Genomic DNA, 12,966 nt, shown 5'->3' with positions numbered 1-12,966 from the left:
CCGGGCCCTTTCTCGTTTCTACTCCACCCGCTCGTTCGGGTAGACGCCCCAGAGCCGGCTCTGGCGGATGTAGCCGTCCACGTCGCCCCTCTTGTCGGGGAGCGGCACGACGAGCCGGCACCACGTGCCGCTGCAACTCTTCACGCTGCCGATGACGCCGGGCTGGAGCCGGGCTTCCTCGGCCGCTTGCTCGTCGGCGGCAGCCGTGAGCGGCACCGTGGACTTGGCCGAGTCGGCGCGCTCTCCCGAGGGCGGAATCACCACGGCGGTGCGGCGTCCCGACAGCAGGTTGTGCAGAACCCAGCCCTCGGTCCCCTCCGAATCACGGATGCGCCGCCAGGTTTCAAACTCGGCGACGATCTCGACGGGCAAGCCGGCCCGCTGGAACACCCAGAGCGTGCGGTGATCCTTCGAAGGCCCCTCGCGCAGATTCACGCGGTTGCTCTTCAGGCTGGCGTAGCGCGGCAGCGGCAGCTTGGTGACGGGCCCCTTGCCGACCTCGGATTCGGCGGGCGGTGCCGCCTCGGCGGTCAGCGGCACCAGCAGGGCGAACAACGCCGCGAGCAGTGCAAGGCGGGTGGGGTTCACCAGGGGAAGGCTAGGCGGGCGCATGGTCCCTCGTCTCCGATCCGTGGCTTCGGGAAGGTCGTGTCCGCCGTCCGGGACGGCGGAGAGAAGGCGTGTTCAGGCGGCGTCGTCCGGCCGGGACCGGCAACGACCGTCTTCGGCCGCCCTGGATTTGCCGCCGGGGCGACGGCGTTCCGGGCGGGACGGACGGGATCGGCCGCATTGTGTTCCCCGACCTCTCTGGTAGAGAGGCCGGATGTCCTGCGGCGTGGCCGGGAGCCCGGTCCGCCTCCGCCCCTTCTGGCCGCAACGTGGTTAAGGGAGCGTAAGCCGGCGGGCGGGCAACCGCACCGGAGGCCGGGCTCGGGGCAGGAACGAAACGCGGGACGGCCTCGCCGGGAGGAAACATGTCGTCGTTGAAGCGCAAGCCGTTGGTGGTCGTCACCCGGCGTCTGCCGGACGCGGTCGAGACGCGCATGCGCGAACTGTTCGACACGCGCCTCAACCACGACGACGCGCCGCTCTCGCAGGAGGCCTTGGCTGCCGCGTTCCGCGAGGCCGACGTGGTGGTCCCCACCGTGACCGACGAGATCAGCGCCGGCGTGCTCGCGCATGCGGGTCCGAACCTCCGGCTCATCGCCAATTTCGGCAATGGTGTGGACCATATCGACGTCGCCGCCGCCCTGGAGCGCGGCATCACCGTCACCAACACGCCCGGCGTGCTGACCGAGGACACCGCCGACATGACCATGGCGCTGATCCTGGCGGTCGCCCGCCGGATCGCCGAGGGCGCGCGCATCATCCCCGAGGACGACTGGACGACCGGCTGGTCGCCGACGTGGATGCTGGGCCGCCGCATCACCGGCAAGCGCCTCGGCATCGTCGGCATGGGCCGCATCGGCCAGGCGCTGGCCCGCCGCGCCAAGGCCTTCGGCCTCTCGATCCACTATCACAACCGCCGCCGGGTGCCCTCCTCGATCGAGGAATCGCTCGACGCGACCTACTGGGAATCCCTCGACCAGATGCTGGCGCGGGTCGACATCGTCTCCGTGAACTGCCCGCACACGCCCGCGACCTACCATCTGCTCTCCGCCCGCCGGCTCAAGCTGCTCAGGCCGGAATCGATCGTAGTCAACACCGCCCGCGGCGAAGTCATCGACGAGAACGCCCTGGCGCGGCTCATCGAGGCCGGCGAGATTTCGGCGGCCGGCCTCGACGTGTTCGAGCAGGAGCCGGCGGTGAGCCCGCGCCTCGTGCGGCTCGCCCGCTCGGGCAAGGTGGTGCTGCTGCCGCATATGGGCTCGGCCACGCACGAGAGCCGCACCGACATGGGCGAGAAGGTCATCATCAACATCAAGACCTTCATGGACGGCCACCGCCCGCCGGATCGCATCCTGCCCAGCATGCTCTGACGCGGGTCGGTTCGAAGAGACCGCTGACGGCGGCGTCCGTCGCCGTCGTCAGTGGATGGGTCTGCGCCCGGCCGTTCCGATTGGTTCCTCGCCGAATGTTTCAACGTCCTGCTGAGCGCCGCATCATTTTCAAACGGTCGCTTCGGATTCTGGCAGATGCCGTCATCGCGAGTCGGAGCCGAAGCGATCCAGGGCGCGACTTCTCCAAAGGGTTCGCAGCCCTGAGGTGCCACGACTTCGCCTCGCCAGGACGAAGACTCTGCAGCAATCATTCGGATGCAGCGGCAGGCTTAAACGTGCCGTTCTTCGTGGCCGAGCCTCGGCGCAGGATCGAAACGGTCCGGGAACTCGATCGGCGCTTCGCCAGGACCGTGGCGCGGGCTTATCCCAGCATCGACGCCGCGCGATCCAACCCGATCGCCGCCCGCGCACGGGCGGAATCCACATCCATCTGCGCGACCAGCGCCTCGGCGCTTGAAAACTTTTCCTCGCCGCGCAGGTAGGTAAGCAGTTCGACCGCGACCTCCTGTCCGTAGAGATCGCCCGAGAAATCGAACAGGTGTACTTCGAGGAGCGGCGCCCCGTCGTCGAAGGTCGGGCGGCGGCCGTAGCTCGCCACGCCATCGTGCAGGCTGCCGTCGGGCAGGCGCACCCGCACCGCGTAGATGCCGTGCGCCAGTCCGCAGGCATCGAGGGCGAGGTTGGCGGTCGGATAACCGAGGGTGCGCCCGCGCTTGTCCCCGTGGCGCACCTGCGCCAGCACGAACCAGCGGTAGCCGAGCAGGGCGTTGGCCCGTGCCACGTCGCCCGCCGCCAGCGCCGCCCGGATCGCGCTCGATGAGATCGGCGCGTCGCCGGGCTCCGCCGAGACCGCAGGAACGATGCGGCAGGCAAGCCCCGCCTGCGCGCAGAGATCGGCCAGCACGCCCGGCGAGCCCTCGCGGCCGCGGCCGAAATGGAAATCGTGGCCGATCACCACGCCGGACAGGCCGAGATCATCGCGAAGGCAGCTCTCCACGAAGTCCCGGGCGCTGGTGCCGGCAAGCGCGCGATCGAAGCGGCGCACGATCAGCCCGTCGAGACCGAGCCGCGCGAAGACGATCTCCTTGGCCCGCGGGCCGGTGAGACGGAACATCGGCTGATCGGGTGCGAAGAAGGCGCGCGGATGCGGCTCGAAGGTCAGCACGGCGGCGGGATGCGTGCCCGCTTCCCGGCGCACGGCCTCGATCAGCGCGCGGTGGCCGCGATGCACACCGTCGAAATTGCCCAGGGCCGCGACGGCGCCCGCCAGGGAAGCCGGCACCGCGTCGTCCTCGCGGCAGATCGCGAACGGCCTGCGCGCGGCGGGATCGGTCCGCTCGGGCGGCGCGGCGTACTCATCGCCTGACGGCATCGGCTCCTGCGATCGGATCACTGCGAGGCTTGAAGGGGCAGGGCGGGTGCGTCCGATCCCGCCGCGTGGGCGGAGACGGGCCGCGCGGGCGGAGACTTGGCGAAATCGGCTTCCCCGGTCAAGCGAAGGGCCCGGCCTGCGCGCACGTCACGGTTTCGCGGTCCGCGCGATTAACCGCTTCGCAAGTCGCTCCGAACTATGGTCCCGGGGACGGAAGGCAGCGCCGTCCTCGCTCGCCGACGCGACCGCGTTCGCGTCAGAGGACGGTGCGCCCCCAGCACCGACCAGGGACAACCGGAGCTCGTTTCACATGGCCCTCGACCTCAGCATGCCTATCCTGGTGGTCGATGACTACCAAACCATGGTGCGCATCATCCGCAACCTCCTCAAGCAGCTCGGCTTCGAGGACGTGGACGATGCCTCCGACGGAACGGCGGCGCTCGCCCGCCTGAAGGGCCGCAAGTACGGCCTCGTCATCTCCGACTGGAACATGGAGCCGATGACGGGCTACGAGTTGCTGCGCCACGTGCGCGCCGACGAGGGCCTGCGCACCACGCCGTTCATCATGGTCACCGCCGAGTCGAAGACCGAGAACGTCATCGCCGCCAAGAAGGCCGGCGTGAACAACTACATCGTCAAGCCGTTCAACGCCGCGACGCTCAAGTCGAAGATCGAGGCCGTCTGCGGAGCCTGACCTCCGGCTCGCCTCCGGTGCGGCCGCCCGAACGGGGCGGCCCTCCGCCGGGGGGAGCGCGGAATGCGCCACCGCAAGCCCGAGACACGAAAGATCCCTCGAGAGATCATCCATGAGATCGACGGCATCGGCACGCGACGCCCGGTCGCAGACCTCCAGCCCTTCGGTGATGGTCAAGGAACTCCTCGACATCGCCGACTACATCTCGAACCTGCGGGACGCGATCGCGCTGCTGCGGGCCAACGAGCTGACCCGCGACCGCCTGCCGATGGTCCACGAGGAGCTCAGCGAGGTGGTCGCGGCGACCGCCGGCGCGACGGACTCGATCATGGGCGCGGCCGAGACCATCCTCGGCCTGCCCGACGGCCCGGGCTACCGCGCGGCGGTGGAAGCCAGGATCTACGACATCTTCGAGGCCTGCGCCTTCCAGGACATCACGGGCCAGCGCATCGGCAAGGTCGCGGAGGCGATGAGCCAGCTCGAAGGCCGGCTGGCGCGGTTCAGCTCCGCCGTCAAGGCCCGCGACGCCAGCGGCATCGACGAGCTGGAGGTCGATCGCCGGGCGCGCAACGAGTCGCTTCTGCTGAACGGTCCGCAGAAGGGCGGCCCGGCCACGGCCCAGGACGCGATCGACGCCCTGTTCGCCTGAGGTCCCACTTACGGCCAAGCTGCCGTCTTCCGGCCATCGGGCGTACGAAAAGCCGTCACTCTCCTCTCCGAAGAAGGAGGCGGGATCCCGACAGAGGATCTCGCAGGGGCTGGACCATGGCGAGCATCGATCTGCCGCCGGATCGCACATCCGGCGACGCCCTCGACCGCGCCCACGCGCGGGGACGGCTTCATCACTCCGTCGCGACGACGCTTCTCGTGATCGCCGCCGCCCGCGTCGAGCGCGAGGCCCCGCCGGTCCACGCGGCGCGCCGACGTCTGGCCCAGGTCTACGGCGCCACCCGGTTGCGACGGCGCCTGGAGCGAGAGGCGGCCAAGGCCTGAAGCGACGCCCTGAGTGGCCCGCGTCTCACCCCGCCCGGCGCAGGAAATCCCGGAAGGGGCGGCGCTGCGGCGGTGGACTCGGCGGCGGATCGGGGGAGGGCGGCAGCGGCGGCGCGTTGTCGGACGGGGTGGAGAGCACCTCGGACCGTACGGCGCGGGGCGGCGCGAAGATCGCGCCCTGGGCCAGCGGCACGTCGAGATCGATCAGGTCGGGCACCTCCGATTCCGTCTCGACGCCGGTCGCCACGAGCCGGATACCGGCCCGGGCGAGGGAGGAGACCAGATCCTCCAGGGCGATGTCCGGCATCGCCGTGCGGTCGAGCGGTCGCAGCAGCATCGCTGCCGTCACCTTCACCTGGGCGATGCCGCGCTCGGCCAGGGCGGTCGGATCGAAGCGCAGATCGATCGGCCGATCCATCACGAACCCGATCCGCCCGCGCAGGCTCGCCAGCAGGGAGGCCTGCTCGGCGTCGAGGTTGCGCCAGCTCACCTGCGGCAGGGCGATCACCACGCGGCCGGCGAGTTCCGGTCCCTCGCTGACGAGGCGCCCGAGGGAGCGCAGGAAGCCTGGCTCGTAGAGCGAGTGCGGCGTCAGGCTGTAGCTGACCGCGGCGGGGCTGCCGCGCCCCTGGAGATGGCGCGCGATGGTGGCCACGCGCTGGAGCATGCGCCGGTCGAGCGCGGTGGTGCGGCCGTGCCGCTCCAGCACGGGCAGGAAGCTCTCGGGTGCCAGCACCGCCTCGCCGATCTTGAGCCGCGCCAGTGCCTCGTAGGCCACGACCTTGCGCTGCGGCAGGGTCACCACCGGCTGCAGGTAGACTTCGAGGCCTTCGCCGTCGAAGGCGTCGATCAGGGAGCGCTCGTCGCCGATGCCGAGAAGCGGATCGGGCGCGCGGGTGGCGGGCGGGGCCGTGCGCGGCACGAGCCGCATGGGTGGCGCAACCGGCTCGGGATTCGGGAGAACGGAGGCGGCCGGCAGCGGCACCGGCTGGATCGTCTCGGCGACCGTCTCGGCCACGGTCTCGGTCGGACGCGCCGGGGCCGGGGCAGGGCGGGGCGCCTTGAGGCCGGCGATGTCCGCATCCTGCGCGGCCACCACGGCTGCCAGCTCCCGCACGATGCCGCTGAGGATGCCGATCTCGGCCGTGACCTCCTCGATGCCCGCGTTCAGCCGCGCGTCGAGCGCTTCGAGAGCCGGGGCGGTGGAAGGGGCGGGCGGCTCGGCCTGACCGCGCCCCTGGACCAGGGCTGCCGCGACCGCTTCGAGCTTCACGAGGCGCTGGGAGATCACGCCGATCTCCCGGGAGGCGACCTCCTGGGCGGCGGCGATGGCCGACAGGCGGCGCCACAGCAGCAAGCCCCCGACGATCGCGAGGCACGACACGGCGACCGCCGCGGCGAGCGGCGCGACGAGGGCCAGCGGAACGAGGATCAGGATGCCGATGAGGCCGAGGATCCACGGGGTGCCGCGCGGGCGGATCGTACGGGCTTTCGGTGTCTTCACCGGCGGTCGACGCGTTTCTTTCTGGCGGCCGGGGCCGGGGTTCCGTCGCACGAAGCGGGAGAGAACCCGCGGAGCGTGTGGCGACAACGCGCCGGGCGGCGTTCGGTGACGCCTTCGGCTCGTCGTAACCATAATGTCGCCGAGCCGGCTCTCCGCCGCAAGCCGGGGGCCCGCTTTCTCCCCGTGCATTCCGTCTCCGAAGGCCGGCGCTCCGAGGCTGCCTTGCCGGAGGCCCGCCCGGAGCCAGATGGCACGCGACCGGAGAGTAGGAGGTGCTGCGATGGACCAGGACCCGATCGAACTGACGATGCGCGTGGAGGGGATGACTTGCCAGGGCTGCGCGGAGGCCGTGCGCCGCACGATCCGCCGCCTCGACCCGGATGCGGAGGTCGCGGTCGATGTCGAGCACGGCCGCGTCACCGCGACGACCCGCGCCCAGAGCCTCGACGTGGCCCAGGCGCTCACCCAGGCGGGCTACACCGCAACCGCGATGACCGGCTGATCCGTTCTGACGGAGGATCGCGCGCCGTTCGTCCTCTCAAAAACTTCACGGTGCGGATCAAAAAAATCCGAGAGGCAATTCCCCACCGTTTCGCTCACAATGCGAAGATCGGTAAATCGTGGCCGGACCACTACGCTGAGGCGCCCGGCGCCAGAGCGGGAGGTTCGGCTCGCAAGAGAGCCTGCCCGGCGCGACGATGGCCGGGCCCGGTTCGCTGGCCGTGCGACGGGCCCGGAGCCCGGGTGACAAGAAACGACGGTGAGAGAAATGCCCTCAGACATCGAGATTGCCCGCGCGGCGACGCTGAAGCCGATCGCCGAAGTCGCCGAGAAGCTCGGCATACCCGACGAGGCCCTGCACAATTACGGCAAGCACATCGCCAAGATCGACCACGACTTCATCAAGTCGCTGGAGGGCAAGCCCGAGGGCAAGCTGGTGCTCGTCACCGCGATCTCGCCGACGCCCGCGGGCGAGGGCAAGACCACCACGACGGTGGGACTCGGCGACGCGCTCAACCGCATCGGCAAGAAGGCCGTGATGTGCCTGCGCGAGCCCTCGCTCGGCCCCTGCTTCGGCATGAAGGGCGGGGCGGCCGGCGGCGGCAAGGCGCAGGTCGTGCCGATGGAGCAGATCAACCTGCACTTCACCGGCGACTTCCACGCCATCACTTCGGCGCACTCGCTCGCCGCGGCGCTGATCGACAACCACATCTACTGGGCCAACGAGCTCAACATCGACGTGCGGCGCATCCACTGGCGCCGCGTGGTCGACATGAACGACCGGGCCCTGCGCGCCATCAACCAGTCGCTCGGCGGCGTCGCCAACGGTTTCCCGCGCGAGGACGGTTTCGACATCACCGTCGCCTCCGAGGTCATGGCGGTGTTCTGCCTCGCCAAGGATCTGGCGGATCTGGAGCAGCGGCTCGGCCGCATCGTCATCGCCGAGACCCGCGACCGCAAGCCGGTGACCCTGGCCGAGGTGAAGGCGACCGGCGCCATGACCGTGCTGCTCAAGGACGCGCTCCAGCCGAACCTCGTGCAGACGCTGGAGGGCAACCCGGCCCTCATTCACGGCGGCCCCTTCGCCAACATCGCGCACGGCTGCAACTCGGTGATCGCCACCCGCACCGGTCTGCGGCTCGCCGACTACACCGTAACGGAAGCCGGCTTCGGCGCCGATCTCGGCGCGGAGAAGTTCATCGACATCAAGTGCCGCCAGACCGGCCTCAAGCCTTCGGCGGTTGTGATCGTCGCCACCGTCCGCGCCCTCAAGATGCATGGCGGCGTCAACAAGAAGGACCTCCAGGCTGAGAACCTCGGTGCGCTGGAGAAGGGCTTCGCCAACCTCGAGCGCCACGTGAAGAACGTGCGGAGCTTCGGCCTGCCGGTCGTAGTCGGGGTGAACCACTTCTTCCAGGATACCGACGCCGAGCACGCGAAGTTGAAGGAGCTGTGCCGCGATCGTCTTCAGGTCGAGGCCATCACCTGCAAGCACTGGGCCGAGGGCGGCGCGGGCGCCGAGGAACTGGCCCAGGCCGTGGTCAAGCTCGCCGAGGGCGAGCAGCAGCCGCTGAGCTTCGCCTACGAGACCGAGACGAAGCTCACCGACAAGATCAAGGCGATCGCGACCAAGCTCTACGGCGCGGCCGACATCCAGATCGAATCGAAGGCCGCGACCAAGCTCGCCGGCTTCGAGAAGGACGGCTACGGCGGTCTGCCGATCTGCATGGCCAAGACGCAATACTCGTTCTCGACCGATCCGACCCTGATCGGCGCGCCGTCGGGCCACCTCGTCTCGGTGCGCGACGTGCGCCTCTCGGCGGGCGCCGGCTTCGTCGTGGTGATCTGCGGTGAGATCATGACCATGCCCGGCCTGCCCAAGGTGCCGGCGGCGGACACGATCCGGCTCGACGCCAACGGTCAGATCGACGGGCTGTTCTAAGCGGTTCTCTTTGCCGGGGGCGGTGCCGGTGGCGGTCTTTCACGGCCTCCACCGGCACCGTCCCGGCTTCGCTCGGACGACAAGCCATCGTGTCCGGTGCGGTCCCGCACGGCACACGCACCGATCGGCCGATGCGGTGATAAAAGTCCCGGCGCTCGGGATGATGAGGCCTCGGCAATCGTTTGCGCGGTCGCGACAGATCCATCGTTGACCGGACAGCGCTGTATCCAGTGTAACTGCATACAAGATCGCCGTCTTCACTCGGTTCCCGGCATCGATTGCTGCGTTCGGCCGCGGCTGACGCTTCGGTTTCGGCTCTATCTGCGGACCCAGATTCCCCTCACCAACGGTCCCAGATGAGCATTCTTCGTAAGCCGGCCGACATGGCCGCCTCCGGCATGGGCGCGACCGTCCATGCCCTCACCGCAGGTTTCGACGCCCTGACCGGCCTCGTCGCCCGGATGAACGGACGGGTCGAGGCGCATCTGCGCGACCGGACCACACTGCTCCGGGCCCATTACGCGCGGCAGTCGAACCGTCAGGCCCGTCCGCTGCCTGTCCTCGACGGCCCGATCGACCTGTCGCTGCGCGGCGGCATCAAGCAAGCCGCCTGACCCGTTTCGACCGAGCGCCCCTAAGCGGCGAGCCCACGCTTCTTCAGCAGTGGCTCGATGCTCGGCAGGCGGCCCCGGAAAGCGGTGTAGGCCTCTCGCGCGTCGCGCAGGTTGCCCGCGCCGTAGATCATGCGGCGCAGACGTTGCGCCGTCTCCGGGTGGAAGATGTCGCCCACCTCGCGGAAGGCGTCGAAGGCGTCGGCATCGAGCACCTCCGACCAGAGATAGCTGTAATAGCCGGCGGCGTAGCCGTCGCTGGAGAAGATGTGCGCGAAGTGCGGCGACCGGTGGCGCGCCGCGATCTCCGCCGGCATGGCGATGCGCCGCAGCGCATCCGCCTCGAAGGCGACGACGTCGAGCCCGTCCTCGCCGGCCGCCGAGAGGTGCAGCGTCATGTCGACGATGGCGGAGGCCGCGTACTCGACGGTGGCGAAACCTTGGTTGAAGTTCGCGGCGGCCAGCAAGCGCTCCAGCAGCGCGGCCGGCATCGGCTCGCCGGTCCGCACGTGGCGGGCATGGGCGCGCAGCACCTCCGGCTGCTGAAGCCAGTGCTCGTAGAGCTGCGAGGGCAACTCCACGAAGTCACGCGAGACCGCGGTGCCCGAGAGCAGCGGATAGGTCACGTCGGAGAGAAGGCCGTGCAGGGCGTGGCCGAACTCGTGGAACAGGGTGCGCGCGTCGTCGAAGGAGAGGAGCGTCGGTTCGCCCCGCGGGGCGCGGGCGAAGTTCATGACGTTGACGATGATCGGCCGGATCTCGCCGTTCAGCCGCTCCTGCGAGCGGAAGGCGCTCATCCAGGCGCCGGAGCGCTTCGAGGGTCGGGCGAAGTAGTCGCCGAGGAACAGGCCGATCTGCGATCCGTCGGCGTCGCGCACGATCCAGCTCCGCACGTCCGGATGATAGCGCGGAACGTCCACGACCTCCTCGAAGCGCAGCCCGAACAGGCGCGAGGCGGTGTCGAAGGCGGCCTCGATCATGCCCTCGAGCGGCAGATACGGCTTGATCTCGGATTCATCGAGGTCGTGCTCGGCCCGCCGGAGCTTTTCCGAGTAGTGGCGCCAGTCGTGGGCGCCGAGGGCGAAGTCGTGGCCCTCCGCCCGCACCAGCGCCTGAAGCGCCTCGCGCTCGGCGGCCGCGCGCTGAAGCGCCGGCTTCCAGACGTTGCGCAGGAGCTCCATCGCGGCGTCGGGCGAGCCGGCCATGGCATCGTCGAGCTTGAGATGCGCAAAGCTCTCGAAGCCGAGCAGCCGCGCCCGCTCGGCCCGCAGGCGCACGATCTCGGAGACGATGGCGCGGTTGTCGCTCTCGTCCCCGTTCTCGCCGCGCCGGATCCAGGCCTGATAGGCCCGCTCGCGCAGGTCCCGCCGGGTCGAGAAGACGAGGAACGGCTCGATCAGCGAGCGGGACAGGGTGATGACGTGGCCGTGCCCGTCTCCCCGCGCCGCGGCGGCTCCGGCTGCGGCGTCGCGCAGGAAGTGCGGCAGGCCGGCCAGATCCTCCTCGCCCGCCAGCGGCAGCACGAAGCCGCGCTCGTCGGCGAGCACGTTCTGACTGAACTGCGTGCCGAGTTCGGCGAGCCGGGTGGCGATCTCGGCGAGGCGGGCTTTCGCCTCCGGCGCGAGGTCGGCGCCGGCCCGGCGGAAGCGGCTGCGGTAACGGTCGAGCACCCGCCGCTCCTCGGCGCCCAGGTCTTCCGCGTCGGCGTCGATGGCCGAGAGCCGGGACCAGAGCTGCGGGTTCAAGGTGATGGCGCTCCCGTGCCGGGCGAGCTGCGGAGCCACCGCCCGCTCGATCGCCTGCAATTCGGGGCTGGTATCGCTGCCGGTCAGGTTGAAGAACACGTTGGCGACCCGGTCGAGCGCCCGCCCCGCGCGCTCCATCGCCGCCACGGTGTTGGCAAAGCTCGGCCCCTCGGCATTCCCGGCGATGGACGCGATCTCCGCCTCGTGTGCCTTCAGGGCGGAGGCGAAGGCCGGCACGTAGTGCTCGGGCCGGATCGCCTCGAAGGGCGGCAGGCCGAAGGGCGTCGGCCACGCGGGCGCGTCGAAGGGGTTCGCCGCCGGGCCGGCGGCGCCGGACGGTTCGAGGAGGTCGCGTGCGGTGTCGGCGGTCATGCGGTGCCTTCGGCCTGCGTCGTGCAATCGAGGCTGAACATAGGTTTGCGGGCCGGGCCGCGCAAAGTGACGGAGCGCGCGGCGCGAACGGCGCCGGGATTTCGCCCGGCGTTGCCTCCGCGTCCTTGCCCGACGGGCGCGCGCGGCGGAAGACGGAGCGGGACTCGGGCTTTGGCCGAGCAAGCGAGGATCATCGTGGCATGTCGCCTCTCAGCCTCGCCCGCCTGCTCGGTGTCGGGATCGGCCTCGCGCTCGCCCCGGCCGGAGCGGAGCCGGCCAGGACGCCGCCGGCCGCGACCGTGCCGCTGCCGCCCCCGGCTCCGCCCGCGCGTCCCAACGACCTCGTTGCCCCCGCGCCGCAGGTGACGCCGCTGCCGCCGGAGCGCCCGCCGGAACTGGCCGGCGGCTCGGACGCGAAGGCCGAGGGGCCGCCCAGAGAGGCGCCCAAGGGTGCGTCCAGGGACGCACCGAAGCAGGCGACCGAGGATGCCGCCGACCAGGGTACGAAGGAGGCGAAGGACGCGCCCGCCGCCCAGCCGGAGACGCCCCTGCCGCCGGCGCGCCCGCCGGAACTGTCGGGGGAGGCGGCGCTCGCGCTGAAAGTGTCCGCCCCGGACGACACCGCCTGCCTGCGGCGCCTGGAGCGGCTCGGGGCGCGCTTCGAGGCGATGGCCCCCCTCGGCAACGGCCAGTGCAGCGCGCCGCGCCCCCTGAGCGTCACGGCCCTCGCGGACGGTGTCGCGCTGGAGCCCGCCGCGACGCTGAGCTGCCGGGCGGCGGAGGCCCTGGCCCGCTGGACGACGGAGGTGCAAGTCGCCGCGCGCGAGACACTGGACGACGGCCTCAAGAGCCTGAGCCTGGGCGGCACCTATGTCTGCCGCGGCCAGAACCACGACACGGACGCGAAGCTCAGCGAGCACAGCTTCGCCAACGCCATCGACGTGATGGGGTACGGTTTCGCCAAGCGCGCGAGCCTGAAGGTCACCGCGTCGCCCGCCGGCAGCCCGGAGGCCGCCTTCCTGGACAGGGTGCGGGCGAGCGCCTGCGGCTTCTTCCGCACCGTGCTGGGACCGGGCAGCGACGCAGCCCACGGCAACCACCTTCATCTCGATCTGCGCGAGCGCAACGCCGGGCACCGTCTCTGCCAGTGATCGAGCCCGAAGCCTTTCCCGCGCCTTCATAAAAACCGCTCCGGCGGAGGAACGGCGGCCTGCGCTTGCGGCTTTTCTTCC

Annotated in this window: 12 protein-coding genes; 8 read left to right on the top strand and 4 right to left on the bottom strand. The window is 70.5% G+C overall.

The genetic code is table 11. The features are described from left to right. Window positions 1–18: 18 nt before the first annotated feature. Window positions 19–612: an SH3 domain-containing protein gene (locus ACPCJR_RS17555; RefSeq protein ID WP_391512828.1), complete on the bottom strand. Its 594-nt coding sequence runs from the start codon at window positions 610–612 to the stop codon at window positions 19–21. Window positions 613–974: 362 nt separating this feature from the next. Here ACPCJR_RS17555 and ACPCJR_RS17550 point away from each other — a divergent pair, with 362 nt between their 5' ends. Continuing rightward, on the top strand, window positions 975–1,979 hold the full coding sequence (locus tag ACPCJR_RS17550; protein ID WP_391512830.1) for a 2-hydroxyacid dehydrogenase: 1,005 nt from the start codon (window positions 975–977) through the stop codon (window positions 1,977–1,979). Window positions 1,980–2,361: 382 nt separating this feature from the next. Here the strand turns inward: ACPCJR_RS17550 and ACPCJR_RS17545 are convergent, their stop codons facing one another. Next, a complete protein-coding gene (locus ACPCJR_RS17545; RefSeq protein WP_391512831.1) occupies window positions 2,362–3,372 on the bottom strand; it encodes a bifunctional riboflavin kinase/FAD synthetase in 1,011 nt (336 codons plus the stop codon). Window positions 3,373–3,682: 310 nt separating this feature from the next. Between ACPCJR_RS17545 and ACPCJR_RS17540 the strand changes: the two genes are divergently transcribed. From ACPCJR_RS17540 to ACPCJR_RS17530, 3 genes are all read left to right on the top strand, one after another. After that, window positions 3,683–4,066 carry a response regulator gene (locus ACPCJR_RS17540; RefSeq protein WP_003604011.1) on the top strand — a complete coding sequence of 128 codons (384 nt, stop codon included), beginning with the start codon at window positions 3,683–3,685 and terminating at the stop codon, window positions 4,064–4,066. Between the two features lie 112 nt (window positions 4,067–4,178). Continuing rightward, on the top strand, window positions 4,179–4,715 hold the full coding sequence (locus ACPCJR_RS17535) for a chemotaxis protein (protein ID WP_391512833.1): 537 nt from the start codon (window positions 4,179–4,181) through the stop codon (window positions 4,713–4,715). Between the two features lie 116 nt (window positions 4,716–4,831). Beyond that, window positions 4,832–5,059, top strand: coding sequence for a hypothetical protein (locus ACPCJR_RS17530; RefSeq protein ID WP_391512835.1), 228 nt, complete (start codon window positions 4,832–4,834; stop codon window positions 5,057–5,059). 25 nt (window positions 5,060–5,084) lie between these two features. Here ACPCJR_RS17530 and ACPCJR_RS17525 read toward each other — a convergent pair whose 3' ends face one another. Continuing rightward, window positions 5,085–6,563 carry an EAL domain-containing protein gene (locus ACPCJR_RS17525; RefSeq protein ID WP_391512837.1) on the bottom strand — a complete coding sequence of 493 codons (1,479 nt, stop codon included), beginning with the start codon at window positions 6,561–6,563 and terminating at the stop codon, window positions 5,085–5,087. Between the two features lie 280 nt (window positions 6,564–6,843). On the opposite strand from ACPCJR_RS17525, the gene ACPCJR_RS17520 reads away from it, so the two are divergent. The 3 genes from ACPCJR_RS17520 to ACPCJR_RS17510 all read left to right on the top strand — a co-directional run bounded on the left by ACPCJR_RS17520 (window position 6,844) and on the right by ACPCJR_RS17510 (window position 9,620). Then, on the top strand, window positions 6,844–7,065 hold the full coding sequence (locus ACPCJR_RS17520) for a heavy-metal-associated domain-containing protein (protein WP_391512839.1): 222 nt from the start codon (window positions 6,844–6,846) through the stop codon (window positions 7,063–7,065). 267 nt (window positions 7,066–7,332) lie between these two features. Further along, a complete protein-coding gene (locus tag ACPCJR_RS17515) occupies window positions 7,333–9,006 on the top strand; it encodes a formate--tetrahydrofolate ligase (protein ID WP_391512841.1) in 1,674 nt (557 codons plus the stop codon). A 356-nt stretch (window positions 9,007–9,362) separates the two neighbouring features. Next, a complete protein-coding gene (locus ACPCJR_RS17510; RefSeq protein ID WP_391512843.1) occupies window positions 9,363–9,620 on the top strand; it encodes a hypothetical protein in 258 nt (85 codons plus the stop codon). Between the two features lie 20 nt (window positions 9,621–9,640). On the opposite strand, the gene ACPCJR_RS17505 is transcribed toward ACPCJR_RS17510, so the two are convergent. Next, window positions 9,641–11,734, bottom strand: a complete 2,094-nt coding sequence (locus ACPCJR_RS17505) for a M3 family metallopeptidase (RefSeq protein WP_391512844.1) — start codon at window positions 11,732–11,734, stop codon at window positions 9,641–9,643. Between the two features lie 200 nt (window positions 11,735–11,934). Between ACPCJR_RS17505 and ACPCJR_RS17500 the strand changes: the two genes are divergently transcribed. Next, complete coding sequence (locus tag ACPCJR_RS17500; RefSeq protein WP_391512847.1) at window positions 11,935–12,885, top strand: extensin family protein; 951 nt, start codon at window positions 11,935–11,937, stop codon at window positions 12,883–12,885. The last annotated feature ends 81 nt before the right edge of the window (window positions 12,886–12,966 follow it).

It is taken from the genome of Methylobacterium sp. NPDC097929, from assembly GCF_049543375.1.
Lineage (GTDB): Bacteria > Pseudomonadota > Alphaproteobacteria > Rhizobiales > Beijerinckiaceae > Methylobacterium.
Note: the sequence above shows the minus strand (reverse complement) of the source record. Positions and strands in the feature narration are given on the sequence as shown.

Bases quoted from the DNA above. Each gene is read 5' to 3' on its own strand.
- ACPCJR_RS17535 (WP_391512833.1), top strand. From the start codon at position 4,179: ATGAGATCGACGGCATCGGCACGCGACGCCCGGTCGCAGACCTCCAGC.
- ACPCJR_RS17555 (WP_391512828.1), bottom strand. From the start codon at position 612: ATGCGCCCGCCTAGCCTTCCCCTGGTGAACCCCACCCGCCTTGCACTG.
- ACPCJR_RS17505 (WP_391512844.1), bottom strand. From the start codon at position 11,734: ATGACCGCCGACACCGCACGCGACCTCCTCGAACCGTCCGGCGCCGCC.
- ACPCJR_RS17545 (WP_391512831.1), bottom strand. From the start codon at position 3,372: ATGCCGTCAGGCGATGAGTACGCCGCGCCGCCCGAGCGGACCGATCCC.
- ACPCJR_RS17500 (WP_391512847.1), top strand. From the start codon at position 11,935: ATGTCGCCTCTCAGCCTCGCCCGCCTGCTCGGTGTCGGGATCGGCCTC.
- ACPCJR_RS17510 (WP_391512843.1), top strand. From the start codon at position 9,363: ATGAGCATTCTTCGTAAGCCGGCCGACATGGCCGCCTCCGGCATGGGC.
- ACPCJR_RS17520 (WP_391512839.1), top strand. From the start codon at position 6,844: ATGGACCAGGACCCGATCGAACTGACGATGCGCGTGGAGGGGATGACT.
- ACPCJR_RS17515 (WP_391512841.1), top strand. From the start codon at position 7,333: ATGCCCTCAGACATCGAGATTGCCCGCGCGGCGACGCTGAAGCCGATC.
- ACPCJR_RS17540 (WP_003604011.1), top strand. From the start codon at position 3,683: ATGGCCCTCGACCTCAGCATGCCTATCCTGGTGGTCGATGACTACCAA.
- ACPCJR_RS17530 (WP_391512835.1), top strand. From the start codon at position 4,832: ATGGCGAGCATCGATCTGCCGCCGGATCGCACATCCGGCGACGCCCTC.
- ACPCJR_RS17550 (WP_391512830.1), top strand. From the start codon at position 975: ATGTCGTCGTTGAAGCGCAAGCCGTTGGTGGTCGTCACCCGGCGTCTG.